The following is a 15612-nucleotide window of genomic DNA, read 5'->3' as shown; positions in this document are numbered from 1 at the left end:
TTCGTCTCGAGGTTTCATTTTGATAATGTCTTGTGGCTCAACGGTTTGTGCTATATTTTGTTCTATTCCTTGTTTTATGTATACATCTTTAGCTGTAACTTCTAAGTCAGCTAGGTAAAGTCGATTAGGTAGATTCTTTTTTTGTTTTGGATCAAAGCCTTGATTTATTTGAAATAATAATCCTTTTTGTTCAAGTTCTTTTTTTATTCGAACTACTTTAGCAGAACCCCAGCCAAAAAGATTATGTAGTTCTTGATTAGTAAAAATAAAATATACTCTATTATCATTGTCTACCCAGTTGTTTTGAAGGCTATAGCTTAAGCGATTCTGTAAGACCATATATGCTAATTTTGCACTATCACTTAAGTTCCGATATTTCTCGCCATACAGTAAAACTTCTGGAAATTGTAAATATTTAACGCCGTATGCACGTTGTGAAGTAATAAAATTAAAGTTTGTTTCGTTCATTTTGAATTCCTTTTTAGTAACAAAAAAGTCGCAGTAGATTAACTACTACGACTTTGGCTTATCAGTTTTTCGATTATTTTTCTTTTTTGTGAGATAAAAGTAAGGAAGTATTGTTTTAATATTACAAGAATGGTATACTTTATCTAAAGAAAATAATTGATTAGCTAGGTCTAGTAGTTGATCAACTGGTTTATAAAAAGCGCCAACTTTTTATAAACCTTTTTTTGTTTCTTTATTAATTAAATTTCAAATTTTTGTTTCTTGAGATAAATATATCAATAAAAGTTTAATATTGCAACAGTCTTTTTAAGCAAGCATATTTTATAAATACACATGTTAGTACAAATATATTTGTAATCATACTTGTAATAAAGCGTACACGCACAAATATAAATATGTTTACAAATAAGTATATGTTTAAATATACATTTATACATATATTTTTTAATACACTTAAATTTATTATCATAAGTACACATATGCTTGTAATAATGAATACATTTGTAAATAAATATACAAATGTATTTACATGTGTATTTATATTTGTTATAATTTTGATAAAATATAAGTAAATAGGAGGGAAAAATGAAAATTATAACTTTTGCTGCTATCAAAGGTGGCGTTGGAAAAACCACTTTAGCATTTAACTATGCTGAGTGGTTAGCTGCGAATGACAACAATGTACTATTACTAGATTTAGACCATCAATGTAATTTATCACAGATTTATAATCACTATGATACAGACGGAACAGTTGGTAATATTTTTCTCGGAAATGGAGATGTGAAAATCCATTCTATTAAACAAAATATTAGTTTAATTGTAGGCGATATGCACTTAGATGATATTGAAACTGATATAGAAAATAAAACTAATAAAAATATGCTTTTGTATATGTGGCTGAGTGACAATTATGAAAAACTACATATAGCTGACTATGATTACATCATTATTGATACGCACCCAGACTTTGCTACAGCTACAAAAAATGCAGTAATTATTAGTAATACAATTCTTAGCCCAATCACACCAAGTGAGCATGGCTATAGTGCTAAATTTAATTTGGAAGAACGAATCAATGAATTAAGTAAAGAAGCAATTGATTTTTCTACCAGAAAAAGTTATGTAACAGCAAAATTATTTTTCTTAGCAAATATGGTGCGGCATAATACTAAATCGTCACATGAATTATTAGAGGTTATTAAAGACGATGATAGGGTACTTGCAAAAATTCCAGAAAAAGAATTATTTAATCGTTCAACGTTAGATAAAATGTCATTATCTACAATGACAGACGATCATAAGATATATATTAAGCAAAGTAAATTTTTTGATGAGATAAATCAAATATTTAGTGATATTAATCAAAAAATATAATTATACTTATAAGTATAATTATGAATTTAAGTATAATTAAGGAGAAAACATGGCATTTGAACCAAATAAAAATATAAAGCAAGCATTGCAAGGTAGTGAATTTAAGAAAGAAAATATAAATCAGGATCTAGTTATACCCAGCAAAGTTCAAAGCGAACGTGAAAATAAAAAGAATTACACCTTCACTTTAAAACCAAGTGTTAGAAAGCAACTTAAAATGTTGGCAAAACAACAAGGTTATAATTCGGACTCACAATTTTTAAGTGACCTAATTGAGAGTATCAAAAAATAGGGTACGATATATAAAAAGACAATTGTAAATACAATTGTCTTTTTATTAGTTGTCTATTTGTAAGCATACCTATATTTATTATATATAATAAAATATAAGGATATTTATAATATTTGTTTTTAAAATATAAATATAAATACGGTTGTATTTGTATTTATAATAAAAAATATATTTGCACTCATATTTTTTATAGGAGAGAACTCTACGTTGGGCGATTAGTTGCTTTTCTTTATGCTTAGCATTCAATACTTTAGGTTTGTTTTAACTTAAGGTATTTTTTATATTTTAAGTAATTATAATAAATGAAGAGGTAAATAAAAGTGGAAAAAAAATATATAAAAGAAGTTTGTAATGAAGAATTTTTAAGTATTATAGATACATTTACTAAAAATTCAAATTATCATCTATTTGTCAATGGTAATAATGGAGATGAATATCTAATTAAATTACGTCAAAGCGATTGTGATGACCGCTTAGCTCAAGAATATTTGGCTTATGAATTATGCGATAAGTTAAGAATTGAAACACCAAAGTTTGATTTACTGACATTAGATCATAAAGTTTTTGAAAATAAAAAAGAAGACTTTGAGAGACATAATCTCAATGAAGCTGCTATAAAATTAAGTCATAATTTGTACTTTGGATCAAAATTAATCAAGCCAATTAAACAAAATAACGGAGACGTTGTACTTAACTATGATACAAAACCAGATTTTCTTTACAATGATTTAAAAAAAATAGAGAATTTAGAAATACTTGCTGAAATAATAGCTTTTACTTGTTTTATTGCTAATGGGGATCAGTTTTCAAATGTTTTTAACATTTTAATAAAAGAAGATAAAAGTCATGCATATGCAATAGACTTTGGTAATTCTTTTTTTTATAACGATTGGTCTTACTCGAAAAAGAATTATATTCGTAAAGTATGCAATTATTCTAATCAAAATAAACTGGAAATTGCAAAGGAAATTGAAGAAAAATTATTTGATGATATTGTTGAGAGAAAAAATTTTTGCTTAGATGCAATGCAAAAATATATTGATTTCAAAAAAAATAATCCTTTTGCTAAAATAGTTCATCGAATTGAGACTTTATCTGATTCTTTTATAATAGAAGCTGTAAATAATATTCCAGATGTATGGCTTGTTAATCCAAAAGAAGAAAAAGAAGTATATATAAGTTTTTTAATATCCCAAAAAAGTATTGTTAGAGATATCATAAATGAAGCTTGTAGATGTAACTTACATCATTTTGACAACTGGAATGGGCAAAAATTATATTGGAATTAGTAAATGAGAGTATCAAAAAATAGGGTACTTTTTATAGGAGAGAACTAATGATTTGGACAGTAATTGCAACGGTTAGTGGAATTATTCCTATGATAATAAGTATTATTGAATTTTTAAAAAAACATGAAGAAGAAACAAGAGAACCACAAATTTGTCCAAAATGGTTTTATTATCATAAATATGATAAAAATAATTATATTTATTTTACTATCTCCAATTTATCATCTAAACCAATAAATATTACTGAAATCACACATAGAGATTTAGAGGGGAATATGTTTGTTGCAAGCAACATACCACGTCTTGATTGGAAAGAAGATAATAGAATGTATAATCCCAATACAGTACCCTTATTTATACCTGAGTATTCTACAAAAAATTTTATAGTTGGTTTTGAAAACAATAAAAATTTGTCTCTAAATAAATTTTGTAAAACAAAAGAAAATTCAAAACCCAAATTTTTATTTGATGTAATGATTAATGGAAAAAATTTTGCTTATAAATCAAATTCCTTTTATCAATTATTAGATGAAAGCGATTTTATTTCAGAATTGAAGTCGCTTAAATAAAATGGCTATAAAAAGTTGGAAAAATAACGTTTTTAAACGATTTAATTTAAAGTATAAAAAAATACCTTAGGTCCAAATTGACTTAAGGTATTTTCTATTTTCGCAACATTACTCTACGTTGGGCGATTAGTTGCTCTAATTCTTTTAATTCATCCTCATCTGCAAATTCTTTGACGAATCTTTTAGCTGCTGATTTTGTAGTATAAATTAGTTGCTTTTCTTTATTTTTAGCGTTCCAACGTGCATTAGCACGTTTTTTTGCTTCACTGAGTGCCATTTTATTTCCTGCCTTGTTTCAAATAGTCGAGATTAACTAGACAATAGGATAATATTGTAAAAAGTAGGAAAATTATTGCTAAAAATCTACTGTTAAAAATCAACATTGCAGCCCATATCAATAATAAAAAAGAGATAATTATATTATTTGGTATATTCATTTTTTTATTTCTCCCGATAAAACTGTTATAATATGTGAAAAGGCAAGCGCCTTGGTAATACTGCTTGCCTTTGTAGAATTACTTCTTGTGTTGATTATGGTATTGTTCAATCATCTGAACGAATAATCCTAATCCAACGAAGAAAGCGACTACTATTATAGGATCACTTATACTCATAAGCTCTCACCTTCTCACTGTAGGTTGTCTAGGTTGAAAGCTTTTTTTCTTCCATACCTGCCTACAATTATTATAATACACCTATTAATGTGTATAGTCAACTTAAAATTGCAATTTTCCAAAAATAAAAATCGTTGCGGTTAAACAACGATTTTTTGTAACTTGTACAGTCTTATACTTAAAAAATTTTGCTATAATTATCTTTGAATTGAGAACAAATTGTTTTGAGGGCGGTTGGCTGTTTTTCCTAAGAAAGGAGAGGGTGCTTATGGCACAAAATTCTTCAGAAAGGTTGACAGTCATTGAGCGTTTATCATGCGCTAGAATTAGCACTGGCATTCGCCACGTTTATTATTGTCTTGTTGACTTATATCGACAAACACAAGTAAACAAAAAGACCGTCCCAACAATAACTTTGGCGAGTTATGGGATTGGTCTTTTTGATTGAAACATAACTTTGCCAACCGCCTTTAAAGCGGTTGCTTGAAATTCAGAAGAGAAGTCTTGGTCGTACAAGGCTTCTTTTTCTTTACAGTCATATTGTAGCACGTTTAGTTTTATTTTGTGGAATAACTTGACTGAGTAATTCCATATTTTTCTCTATACCGTTTAAATGTTATTCGATTGATTCCAGTTACCTTGCTAACAGCAGTATCAGACATACCACTTTGATAGAGTTTAAAGGCGTGTTGCAATTGTGGACTGTCTTTATCATATTTAGGCTTTCTACCATGATAGCGACCTTCTGCTTTAGCTATTTCAATACCTTGCCGTTGGCGCTCCTTAATACGTTTACGCTCGCTTTCTGCCTGATACTTGTATAATTCCAAAATTAAGTTATTCATTAGCTGCCGCAAATTTGGGTCTTCAATACCACGCAAAGAGGGGAAATTTAAAATATCAAGTGTTGCACCTTTGGCTTTGATTGCTCCCATGATTTTAGTCAAATCTTGATTATTGCGCCCTAACCGATCAAGTTCAGTTACAATTACGACATCATCTTCACGTATATAATCTAACATGTTTTGTAATTGGGGGCGTTTAGTATTTGCCCCTGACATTTTGTCACAGAATAATTTGTCTACTTGAATTTTTTCTAATGATTCAATTTGCCGATCTAAATTTTGATCACGGGTACTAACTCTTGCATATCCAATTTTTGCCATTTTTCAAATCCTTTTTGAACATAGTCTAATGAACATTAATAAAAATCAGTATAACACAATTTTTGTTATGAACAATAGAGTGTACCCTATTGTTCGTTTTTTTGCTTTTTGCAATATATTTAGATTGACATTTTATTTAAAATAATGGGTAAAACCATTGTCTTTTACGGTTCCGTACATATGTTTGAAAATGGCTCATGAGTAGATAATGCTTTGTTATTTCTACGACAAAGCAAGATTTAAAAACTTTCTTTTTTGATTTATAAGAATAACTAATATCATTAACCCAAGTATTTCTTAAATTTATTTAGAATTATCAACCTCAAAGATTTCAGCAACAGCAAGTGGATCAGACATTACAATTTCTTCTATTTTTTCGATTACTGCAACACTTTGATCATTTTTGATTGCCTCTAATTTCCAATTTTTGAACATGTCCATCAATTTACTAGGATAAGTTTGCATATTAGCATAGTCTAACTTGCTTTCAACTACTGACTGAATATAAGCGTTTGATAGTGTCTTAATTCGCTGCCAGCTAGCTTTGTTCAGCTTGCTAGGGTCAAATCTATATGCTCTGATAGTAGAGTAGGGAATATTTGTTGCTTTACTTAAATTAACTAAATTAATCTGTCTATCACTAATAACCTTTTTTGCTTGATCGAGTTCATTACCATATTTATCCGTCCATTTATCAATGCGACCGTTCATCGTGGTGCTCCTTTTCAATTTATTAATTTGTATTATTATAGCATACATTTGTATATTTAGAAAGTCAAAAAGATTATAAAGTAATCATTTAAATTAAAAAATAACCATAAAAGATAAAGAAATAACCAATTGTTGTTTACAATAATCAATTATGATGATATAATATACATATAAATGAGGATAAGGAGACATAAGAATATGTATACAATAACTTTAAAAAACAAAAGTGAAGTTTGGGAAGATGTGTATGCAGCTAACTGTATACAGTATCTAATTAGATATAACGGTTTAACTGAAAAAAATATTGTTAAAGCTTTGTCGTTGATCATTAAAAGAATGAATCTTGATATTAATAGACTACAGGTACTTGGCAATATAGGCAATATTATATATTGGATTTTCAACTATAATAATGATATTGAAGTTCTAGAGAACAAAAATGCCAATTCAGACATTTTGCAAAAATTAAAAGATGGGCAACGGAACTTAATAAAAGAATTGCTGTTAGATGTTACATTGTGTGATTTAGTTCTAAATGAGTTAGCAAAAATAGATAGTAAAATTATTTTAAAAAAGTAGCAAAAAGGGCAGAGTTTTAAAAAACTGTCCTTTTTTGTATACAGTTCTTTTAGTCAACTTGTCTTTAAAACAAAAAAGATAAAGAAATAACCAATTGTTGTTTACAATAACCAATTTTGATAGTATAATATACTTAAAGATTTAAAAACAAAGGAGAACTTAAAAATGATTGAATGGACAGGGAAAACTACAAACGGGAAAACAATTGGTACTATGATAGCTGAAGACCCACATGACTTATTTTCAAAGTTGGACGCTTGGGTTCGGAACGATAGTACGCCTAATTATTTTGACAGAGATTTAATCGTTGAATTTTTAGAGAAAAAAGATCCAAAGTTTGCAAGACTTAACAAAGATATTGAGCAAGCAGATTATTATGATGATGATGAGTTGGAAGAAAAACTATTTGAAGATCAAACCAACCTAATTTATGAAACTATTGACCAGTTAGATGATGATGAGGTTTTAGAACTAATTGAGTTTGCGGGGGAAGCTTTTATAAACGATATTGAGGAATGTTAATCAAAAAAATAAAAAAATAACCAATTGTTGTTTACAATGACCAATACTGATAGTATAATATACATAAAGAATTAAAAAGACAAAGGAGAACTTAAAAATGAAAATAACGAATACTCTGTATATGTAGACGAAGAGAGATACGGCACTTTAGATTTCGATAATGACTGAAAATAAAGATTTTTCCTAAAAAGCCCTCAAAACGAGGGCTTTTTTTATGAGCTTATAGCTAATTTAAAGATCAACTATATTTTTTGTACTTTTGTACTTTTTTTGGGAAATTTGCTTTAAAGCCAAAACATTTTTTTCCGTTATAAATATAATTTTTGAGTTGTCCAGTTACTGAGTACGGTTTACCGCTTTTACCAATTGCTTGGATAGTAATTTCCTCGCCTAGTAATAATTTTTTTATATCTTGTGGGGAAAAAATATAAGTACCAAATTGCTTTTTAAAGCTTACTTGCTTATTTGTTGGTACAAATGTACCAGTAACAAAGTCGTCACTTTTATCTGGTAAGTTGGGACAAAAACCAACAAATTTATATTTTTTATACATTTGCTCTGCTAATTTACCGCTAACTTTACCTTGTGCGGTATCAAAAGTGATCGTTTTGTCTGCAAAAAGCTGTGTTAACTCGCTTTCGGTAAAAATATGGTCACCCCATTTGCTCTTAATAGCTACTTCTTTACCCTGCCAATTACCAGTAATTTTAGGTACGTTCATTTTTTCTTGGCGTTTATTCCACTCAATTTTTGCTTTCTGCAAATCTGGCAAAGAAGCTAGACTAGATTGATTGCTTAACATTGTCTGTTTATCATGAATGATGATGTTGGCCATAGTATTAGGTACTGCCATTGTTGGTATTGCTAATTTGCCCACTTGTTCCATAGCTTCTTGCAATTTTAAGGTTACTTTAGGACTAGCAATTTGTGTGTGCCTACTAATCGCAGCTTGGATTAGTCCTAAATTAGTTAGACTGTATTTCTCTTTTTTATTTTCAATTAATTTATTAGTACCAGTAGACATTTCGGCTAAAGTTGATTCTTGAGTTGCCCCCGTTCCAATATTGTTTTTTGACAAGAAATTGATTACAAAGAGGTGGCTAGGCTCTTTAGGCTTAGGATTTTGTCCTTCAAAAACAAAAGGATTAGCAGTTTCTCTAAAACTAGTTATCGATAATGCTTCATCTTTTTCTTTAAGACTTTCCGAGTTGAAAATATCTTTAAAGCCTTGTTCTTGCGGTACTTTAATGGTACTGGTAAAGTCAGGATAAGATACCAGACAAGCATCGGTTTGCTTATAAATGTAATCGCTACCTAAAATTGCTAGGAAAGACCGAGCTAATGTTTCATAAATTATTTTGCCGCAGAGACCGTATTCCTCCCCAACTGCTGTTAAGCTTGAAGGAACATTTGTGCCAGGGCGATTAGCACCATGATCCGCTTTTTTTGTAAGGAATTTTGATCGGCAGGTTGTTTGAGTTAATAACTTAGTATCAAGGTTGATTGCTTGGGCAATTTTTGGTGCTAAAGGTAAAAGTTGGTCAAAATCTTCTTGTGTGATTTTTCGATCAGCCGTTCTGGGATAAGAAACAAGATTCTGTTGGTACATTTTTTGATAAGTGTCTAGCACTTGTTTTGATTTAAAGCCATGTTTACCAACAATAACTGATAAGTGACTAAGATTTAGCAGTTGTGGTGGTTGTTGCTTTTTTAAAGTTTCGCTAGTCACTTTTATAACTGAAGATTGTAATTTAGTAACATTTTCATTTGCTATATCTTTTAGTTCATAATGCTTTGCGTTTTGCTCTTTAAAAATATGATTGTCCGTATCTTTAAACCGTATTTCATAAAATGGCTTTTTAACATAGTTTTTTCTAGCTTCAAGCTGGTAATTAATTAAACCAATAATGACTGATTTAAGCCGTCCTAATTTTTGGGTTTTTACATTATAATCGGCTGTTCTTTCAGCAATTAAAGCAATTCTTGACAGTTGCATTGACAAAAAATCAAATCTTTCCCGTGCTATACCTTTTTGATATTTACCATAAGTTGCTTTATCAGTTACATCATTAAGTGAGGTAAATGCTTTTTTTAATGAATTGGGCGATTCATCGGAAAAACGGGCTCGTAAGACTGGTTTGTTCCAATTGATATAATCAACTATCTCTTGTCCTAACACGTCCCCTTCGCCTGACGGATCATCATCAGTAGCAATAATTAGTGCATCATGCCCTTGGGCTGCCTTTTTAATTTGATTAAGTGTCTCTTGGGCGCCTTTTTTTGGACACTTTTCCCAAGTGAAATCATTAGGATCCCATGGGAAATTAGATAAATCTGTCCAATTTTTATATTTGGCAACCTTTTCTGGGGCAACCATTTCGTGAGGTTCTTTTAATTCCAGCAAATGCCCATGTGCTGCAACAATGTCATAGCTATCTGTACCTGAATTATTTGGTATTAGATTAATGAAGCCACTGAAGCCCCCCAAAGCTTCGGCAAAATGGCGTGCTGCCGAAGGTTTTTCTGTTAATATTAAATATTTCAATTTATTTCTCCTTTATAAACTTCTACCACGGTTCAAATACTGTTGTCTTGCAAAATCTAGTTGATTTTGTTTAAGTGACCCCTTCTCATTTTCCAGTGTTTTTTCTGTATTTTTATTTGGTTCAGAAGAGTCAATAGATGTTGTAATCGTCTGTTTGCGTTCTTTTTTTAAGTTTAATTTGGGATCATTTAAGAAATCAACTAATTTATCGGCTGTTAAAGTAACGTTGTTTAAAATAGTTGCTTGCACCGCATGATCCAATTTACTTAGTGTTTTTCCATTATCTGTCCAATTTGCAATGTAATCAACTGTATAGTCGTGATTATCAATGCCTACGCTTTTAGCTACTAGATATGAAGTTAATTGTGCTTGTAATTCTTTAATAGGGCTTGATAGTGTAGTTGCTTCTTTTGACTCATCAGAATGCAGTTGGGCATGTCCTAATTCGTGCATAAGTGTAGTTGTATTCTCAGTAGGTGTATTTTGCGGATTAAGGTATATTTTCTTGGCAGTTGGTGCAGTTACACCTTTAGCATTACCAAAGGCATTGCTAAAATCGGCAGAACTGATACTATCATCCACTGAAAAGCCAATATTTGTTGCAAATTTTCTCAGTAAGCTATCTATTTTTGCATGATCTGTTGCCTTTTTAATATCGAAATCAATATGACGATTAGGATAAATTTCTGGATATTTATCTTTTGGCATAGTAGTTTGTGTTGCATCAAATACTGTACCCAAAGAAAAGGTTAGCTTTTTATGAGTAGGAATTTTCCCTTCTTTGATTTTTTCTTTTTCTATTTTAGTGGCATATTTGACGGAAATGAATTTATCTTTTCGCCAAAATTGAGTAGTTTGGATAGGTACAAAAATTTTAAGCCCATGTTCCCCTTTTTTTACTGAATATCCCAAATCCTTAAATTTTTTAAAGCTTGCTACAGCTACAGCTGCAGGTCTTTGACTATTAATTAGTAAGCGATTTTTCATTGAATAATGCGGGAAATTATTTAAAAAATCAACCAATTCTATAAATTTTTCTGGAGAAGTAAAATATTTTTGTACATCTTTCATTAGATCAGAAATAGTTGCTTTATCAATTTTTTGCTTTTTATCTTTATCTTTTTTGCTTTGTTGTTCCATTTTTTAATTCCTTTTTTCTAAAAAAAAAGCACTTAGTTAAACTAAGTGCTTTATATAGAAGTTACAAAAAAGGGCATTAAATCTGTCCTTTAACGATCTAGCCCTCTTGATTTATTAAGCTGTTGCTATAACAAGGATTGTTGCATTTTTTAAGAATTACTGATTTTATCAAATAATTAAAGTGTGGCAAACATGACCAATAAGTTGTTGCTTAGATGTGTAAAATAGGGATAAGTTAAGTCTTTTGTTTGTGTATATTCGTAAGCTAAAATCATACCACAAATTGTATATACTAAAGTAAACCAATCTAGTTTTGGCTCATGACACAAACCAAAGATTATTCCGTTTACTAAAATACCAGTAAAATATTTAAGTTTACTGGTTGTTGGACTGCTAAAAAAAAAGTTAAAGAAAAATCCTCTAAAAATAATTTCTTCAAACGCTGGTGCAATAAACACCAGCCAGAGATTTAGCATAAAAATATTTGAATTTTGTTGAACTTTAGTAATTGCAGTTTGGTTTGTAGAAGTACCGCTTAATAAAAATTCTGCAATTATTTGAGTACCCCAAATAGCTAGTAGTGCAATTAGAGCAATGGTAAAGTTTTTGCCTTTAAACTTAGTCCTATTTTTCTGAGACAGAGAAGTAAAATTCCATAAATTTTGCTGGTTAAGCCGTTTTTGGTATATACCGTATAAAACTATTAAAATACCTGAAACTACAACTAAATTAAATACAATACCAATTGCTCTTGTGTTTTTATCTACAGGTATTATAAAAAAACTTTGAGCAAAACCATAAACCAAAAACCCAACAACAAGTTGTCCAAACCCGATTAATTTTTGTTCCATCTAGTCAAAGCACCCCCCGACCTTCTTTTTAATAATGGCTAAAATTATCTCTCACGTCCCATTAATTGACTTCTGGCATATTCTTGGGCTTGTGGGTCAGTAATTAATGTTTTTTTTATAGGCTGTCTGCTTTTAGTTAAAGTTTTTTGGGCTTCACTTTGAATCTCTCGGTAAGCCTTAAGTACATCATTCCAATCTTTTCCATACTTAGGGCTAGGCTTAATATATTTAACTTTGGGGTATTTACTTTGAATTTTATGAGCAAAGTTTTGTCCGGCTGCATCATTATCAACTCCAAGTCCAATGCTCTTTATTTGCCCCCCTTCCTTTAATAACTGATCTGCAGTTGTTTTGATAAAAGTATTAAAAACACTTTCCTTCAAACCATTCATTGCAACAAACCTAGTATTTTGTAATCCGATTGGATTTTTAGCTTTAGAAAGGTCAAAAAAACTAATAGCATCAATTGGAGATTCAAAGAATCTAATATTTTCAGGCGTTTTACCGTGCATGTTGGGCGAGTCAAAATAAAACCCATATCCCATGGTTGAATTTTTTTCAATTTGTTTCAAGGTCCCCCGTTTACCAAATATTTTATGATTTACATAGGTACCTTGTTTTGATACACCTAAAACTTTGTGTTTGTCTTTAGGATCACGCCAAATAAAAAGAGCACTACCTTTACGGTCTTGCTCTAGCATTTTATTTTGATGTAATTCATTAATCGTGCTATTTGAAATACCTCTAGTTTGGTGCATATAAGCCCAAACATGATTCATTTTACCTTCAGGGTCAAGTTCTTTTGTATCAAATTTAAAGGGTTCTCTTTTAATTGTAAAATTTCCCCCTTTGCTAGCCCCAGACTCTAAAACATTTTTAGTAGCAGTTAAAAATTTGATATTTTTTGTTAAGTTTTCATCTGCCAATTCATAGTTTAGGGCAAAGCTCAGTGCTCCTTGACCAGATATACCTCTAGAGTTCCACATAAAATAATTTTTCGAAGGAACGATAACTAAACTGTCATGTTCAACTCCACGATAAGAGTTTGCACCAGTTTGTTCTAAATCAATCCCCCGTTCGTGGGCATAATCTAAAATGCTTGCCTGATTAGCTGCACGAATTTGTTCTTTAGTAAATTTTGAAATGCTGTTTACTTCAGCGGACGTTGCTTTTTCTTCCATATATGAAAAGTTCCTTTCTCAAATAAAAACAACTATTTCCATTAACTAAATAGTTGTTTGTTTAAATATTATCTAAATCATGTTCAACAGCTCTTTGCATCTTTTCATATTCACGCAAGGCTTTCCTTGTTTTAAAATCAACATGTTGCTTTTCCCAAACTTTTTCTTGATTACTTGCTATTTTTTGTAATTGTTTTTTTGTAATTCTAGGTAAATGTTTTGGGCGATTAGTTGCCTTATTTTGTTCTTTTGCATGCTTTCTAGAATTATTTTTATAATTTTTTGCTTTGGATTGGACTTCATTTAAAACTGATTGGACATATTGCTCGGGTCGTACCTTATCTTTTAAGTTAATCCTGTGTCGCTGATTTCCATTTGCTTTTTTATCTAGCTCACGTAAATCATGAAGCAAGGCGTTACCGTTTCGTGCATAAATACCTTCTTTGCCGTACATTTGATTTGAGGCATAATTTTTTGTATTGCGTTTACTTTTACCATAAAGAGCGACTCGTGTCTCTTGCATTTTTAAAACGTTATTTTTCCAATCTTGAAAATCTTTGTTATCACTTAAAAGATGGTCAACAATTTTATTCAAACTTTTTTGCTGACTAGAATTAAGTTTATTGTAGTTCCACTCTCGCCTTGAAGTGGGCAGGGTACTCATAAATCTATTAATTTCTTTTTGAAAATCTTCATTAATAATATTTGTTGCTAAATTTTTTTGAACCGCCTTCCTAATATTTTGACGTTCAATTGACAATATTTTTGTCAACTCATTTGTGCCAATTAACTCATTTGCAAAACTACTTTTCATGTGGTCAATAGTCGATTGTTTACGTCTACCTTTAGGTTGCTTTTGACCATTTCTTTCAATACTCTGCCTTCTTGGCTCACGTTCAACTGTCGCAATATGAATATGAACATTGTCTGTATTACGATGGATTGATGCCACCCAATACATTTGATTTAATGGCGGATCCATTTCTTTTTCAAATACATCTTGCATTTTTTTTGTTGCTTTTTGAATTTCATCTTCATTTAAAATTCCGGTTTGCGCATCTAAAATTTTTTGCTTTTTCAAAAATTCGTTATCAAAGCTAATAACGTCTTGCCACAAAACACTGCCCTTTTTTTGCGCTTGATTAAGCTGCTTTCGAATATAATCCATATCTTTTAGTTGAACTAAATCTTTATCAGAACTAAAAACACCGTCAAGCACTTTTTCTTTTGTTGATCTTACCTCGCCTATTTTTTTTGCAGCTGTGTTTACTTTTACTAGTTCTTCTCGTTCTTCAGAATTTAGACCACCTTCATTTGCTTTTTTATTTAAAGCCTCCTTTCTTATCATGTAGCCCAAATACTTATCAAATTCAGCATCGTTTAAATTATAAAATTCTTTTTCGTGTAGTATTTTTTGTGCACTCTTTTGGCGGTCAGAATTTCCTTGTTCTTTAAATTCAAAATTATTTTTTTCGTTTAAAGAATTAATTCTTTCATCAACCTGTGCTAACTCTTTTTTTTCTGTTTCGCTTAAATATTCTTTCGCTTCCAGAGCTTCTTTTCGAGCGATATAACCTAGATATTTCCCGTAAGCATGATGTGATGTTGGTGTTGAAAATCTGGAAGTAAGAATAATTGCTGGTAATTTTTTCATTTAAATAATCCATACCTATAAAATTTGCCCATGGTTTTTTTGCATTTGATCATTAATTCTTTTATCAACTAATTTTGACGCCGACTTATAAACGTCTGCCTCAATCCCATAACCAATATTTTTTATGCCTTTGTATGAAAAATATTCTGAAATCATTTCGGATAAAATACCGACTTGCTTTTTAGTAAAACTGATTTGCTTTTTCATTTGTTGGAGATTTTCGCCTGCTTCAGTTTTTTGGCGCATAAATTTAAATAATTCTTTTTTGTTTTTCAAATTATTCTTTTGCATCAAATCTTTAACCCACTGCATTTCATTTTCATCAAGATTAAATCTAAGATTGTAATATGAATTTTGCTTCATCATTTAACCCCCCTACTCTTCTTTTGCTTCCACAAGACTTAATGAATCTAAAAGTTTTAGTCCTTCTTCGTCCCCTTCAATAAAAAACTTAGCTAAAACATTAAGTGCAAATAAAAGTTCTTTCAACAATTTGTTTTGTTTCTTAATCAAGATACTAACTTCTGTATCTTGCTTCTGCGTTTCAAATTCAAGTGGTATTTTTTCAATTTGTTCTCGTAAAAAACTCTCTCGTGAAATTTTTTTCGGAGCATTTATGTTTTTTTCTAAAACAATTTTGTCAATTGCTGCTAA

The 15612-nt window shown here is 30.3% G+C and carries 18 protein-coding genes; 7 read left to right on the top strand and 11 right to left on the bottom strand.

Annotated features, from left to right (window positions below):
* Positions 1 to 468 (bottom strand): replication initiator protein A (locus BM203_RS08165; protein ID WP_143453057.1); only part of this gene is annotated, 468 nt, incomplete at its 3' end.
* Between the two features lie 585 nt (positions 469 to 1053).
* Between BM203_RS08165 and BM203_RS08160 the strand changes: the two genes are divergently transcribed.
* From BM203_RS08160 to BM203_RS08145, 4 genes are all read left to right on the top strand, one after another.
* Positions 1054 to 1845 (top strand): ParA family protein, encoded by a 792-nt coding sequence (locus BM203_RS08160; RefSeq protein ID WP_090094222.1) that lies wholly within the window; start codon positions 1054 to 1056, stop codon positions 1843 to 1845.
* Positions 1846 to 1894: 49 nt separating this feature from the next.
* Complete coding sequence (locus tag BM203_RS08155) at positions 1895 to 2137, top strand: hypothetical protein (RefSeq protein WP_090094220.1); 243 nt, start codon at positions 1895 to 1897, stop codon at positions 2135 to 2137.
* A 320-nt stretch (positions 2138 to 2457) separates the two neighbouring features.
* Positions 2458 to 3426, top strand: a complete 969-nt coding sequence (locus tag BM203_RS08150) for a protein kinase family protein (RefSeq protein ID WP_090094217.1) — start codon at positions 2458 to 2460, stop codon at positions 3424 to 3426.
* Between the two features lie 47 nt (positions 3427 to 3473).
* Positions 3474 to 3995, top strand: a complete 522-nt coding sequence (locus BM203_RS08145) for a hypothetical protein (protein WP_090094215.1) — start codon at positions 3474 to 3476, stop codon at positions 3993 to 3995.
* A 94-nt stretch (positions 3996 to 4089) separates the two neighbouring features.
* Here the strand turns inward: BM203_RS08145 and BM203_RS08140 are convergent, their stop codons facing one another.
* Entirely contained in the window at positions 4090 to 4272 is a 183-nt protein-coding gene (locus tag BM203_RS08140) for a hypothetical protein (protein ID WP_090094212.1), read from the bottom strand.
* Between the two features lie 639 nt (positions 4273 to 4911).
* Between BM203_RS08140 and BM203_RS08740 the strand changes: the two genes are divergently transcribed.
* A complete protein-coding gene (locus tag BM203_RS08740) occupies positions 4912 to 4998 on the top strand; it encodes a putative holin-like toxin (RefSeq protein WP_369916880.1) in 87 nt (28 codons plus the stop codon).
* Between the two features lie 168 nt (positions 4999 to 5166).
* Here BM203_RS08740 and BM203_RS08130 read toward each other — a convergent pair whose 3' ends face one another.
* Complete coding sequence (locus BM203_RS08130; protein WP_090094209.1) at positions 5167 to 5775, bottom strand: recombinase family protein; 609 nt, start codon at positions 5773 to 5775, stop codon at positions 5167 to 5169.
* A 303-nt stretch (positions 5776 to 6078) separates the two neighbouring features.
* Positions 6079 to 6486 (bottom strand): hypothetical protein, encoded by a 408-nt coding sequence (locus BM203_RS08125; protein WP_090094207.1) that lies wholly within the window; start codon positions 6484 to 6486, stop codon positions 6079 to 6081.
* A 198-nt stretch (positions 6487 to 6684) separates the two neighbouring features.
* On the opposite strand from BM203_RS08125, the gene BM203_RS08120 reads away from it, so the two are divergent.
* Positions 6685 to 7065: a hypothetical protein gene (locus tag BM203_RS08120; protein ID WP_090094205.1), complete on the top strand. Its 381-nt coding sequence runs from the start codon at positions 6685 to 6687 to the stop codon at positions 7063 to 7065.
* A gap of 165 nt (positions 7066 to 7230) precedes the next feature.
* The gene (locus BM203_RS08115) at positions 7231 to 7587 is read left to right on the top strand and encodes a hypothetical protein (RefSeq protein ID WP_090094204.1); all 357 of its coding nucleotides are present in this window, start codon (positions 7231 to 7233) and stop codon (positions 7585 to 7587) included.
* A 238-nt stretch (positions 7588 to 7825) separates the two neighbouring features.
* Here BM203_RS08115 and BM203_RS08110 read toward each other — a convergent pair whose 3' ends face one another.
* The 7 genes from BM203_RS08110 to BM203_RS08080 form a co-directional block, all read right to left on the bottom strand.
* Entirely contained in the window at positions 7826 to 10132 is a 2307-nt protein-coding gene (locus BM203_RS08110) for a DNA topoisomerase (protein ID WP_090094203.1), read from the bottom strand.
* 12 nt (positions 10133 to 10144) lie between these two features.
* On the bottom strand, positions 10145 to 11272 hold the full coding sequence (locus BM203_RS08105) for an ArdC-like ssDNA-binding domain-containing protein (RefSeq protein ID WP_090094202.1): 1128 nt from the start codon (positions 11270 to 11272) through the stop codon (positions 10145 to 10147).
* A gap of 176 nt (positions 11273 to 11448) precedes the next feature.
* Positions 11449 to 12123 carry a CPBP family intramembrane glutamic endopeptidase gene (locus BM203_RS08100; protein WP_090094201.1) on the bottom strand — a complete coding sequence of 225 codons (675 nt, stop codon included), beginning with the start codon at positions 12121 to 12123 and terminating at the stop codon, positions 11449 to 11451.
* 44 nt (positions 12124 to 12167) lie between these two features.
* A complete protein-coding gene (locus BM203_RS08095; RefSeq protein ID WP_228150129.1) occupies positions 12168 to 13304 on the bottom strand; it encodes a toprim domain-containing protein in 1137 nt (378 codons plus the stop codon).
* A 61-nt stretch (positions 13305 to 13365) separates the two neighbouring features.
* Positions 13366 to 14958, bottom strand: a complete 1593-nt coding sequence (gene mobP2 / locus BM203_RS08090) for a MobP2 family relaxase (RefSeq protein WP_090094200.1) — start codon at positions 14956 to 14958, stop codon at positions 13366 to 13368.
* A gap of 15 nt (positions 14959 to 14973) precedes the next feature.
* Entirely contained in the window at positions 14974 to 15324 is a 351-nt protein-coding gene (locus tag BM203_RS08085; RefSeq protein ID WP_133158298.1) for a hypothetical protein, read from the bottom strand.
* Positions 15325 to 15333: 9 nt separating this feature from the next.
* Positions 15334 to 15612 (bottom strand): hypothetical protein (locus tag BM203_RS08080; protein WP_143453056.1); only part of this gene is annotated, 279 nt, incomplete at its 5' end.

Origin of the sequence: Lactobacillus bombicola (assembly GCF_900112665.1) — a bacterium.
Classification (GTDB): domain Bacteria; phylum Bacillota; class Bacilli; order Lactobacillales; family Lactobacillaceae; genus Lactobacillus; species Lactobacillus bombicola.
The sequence above is the reverse complement of the archived record's forward strand: the minus strand, read 5'-3'. Positions and strand labels throughout refer to the sequence as shown.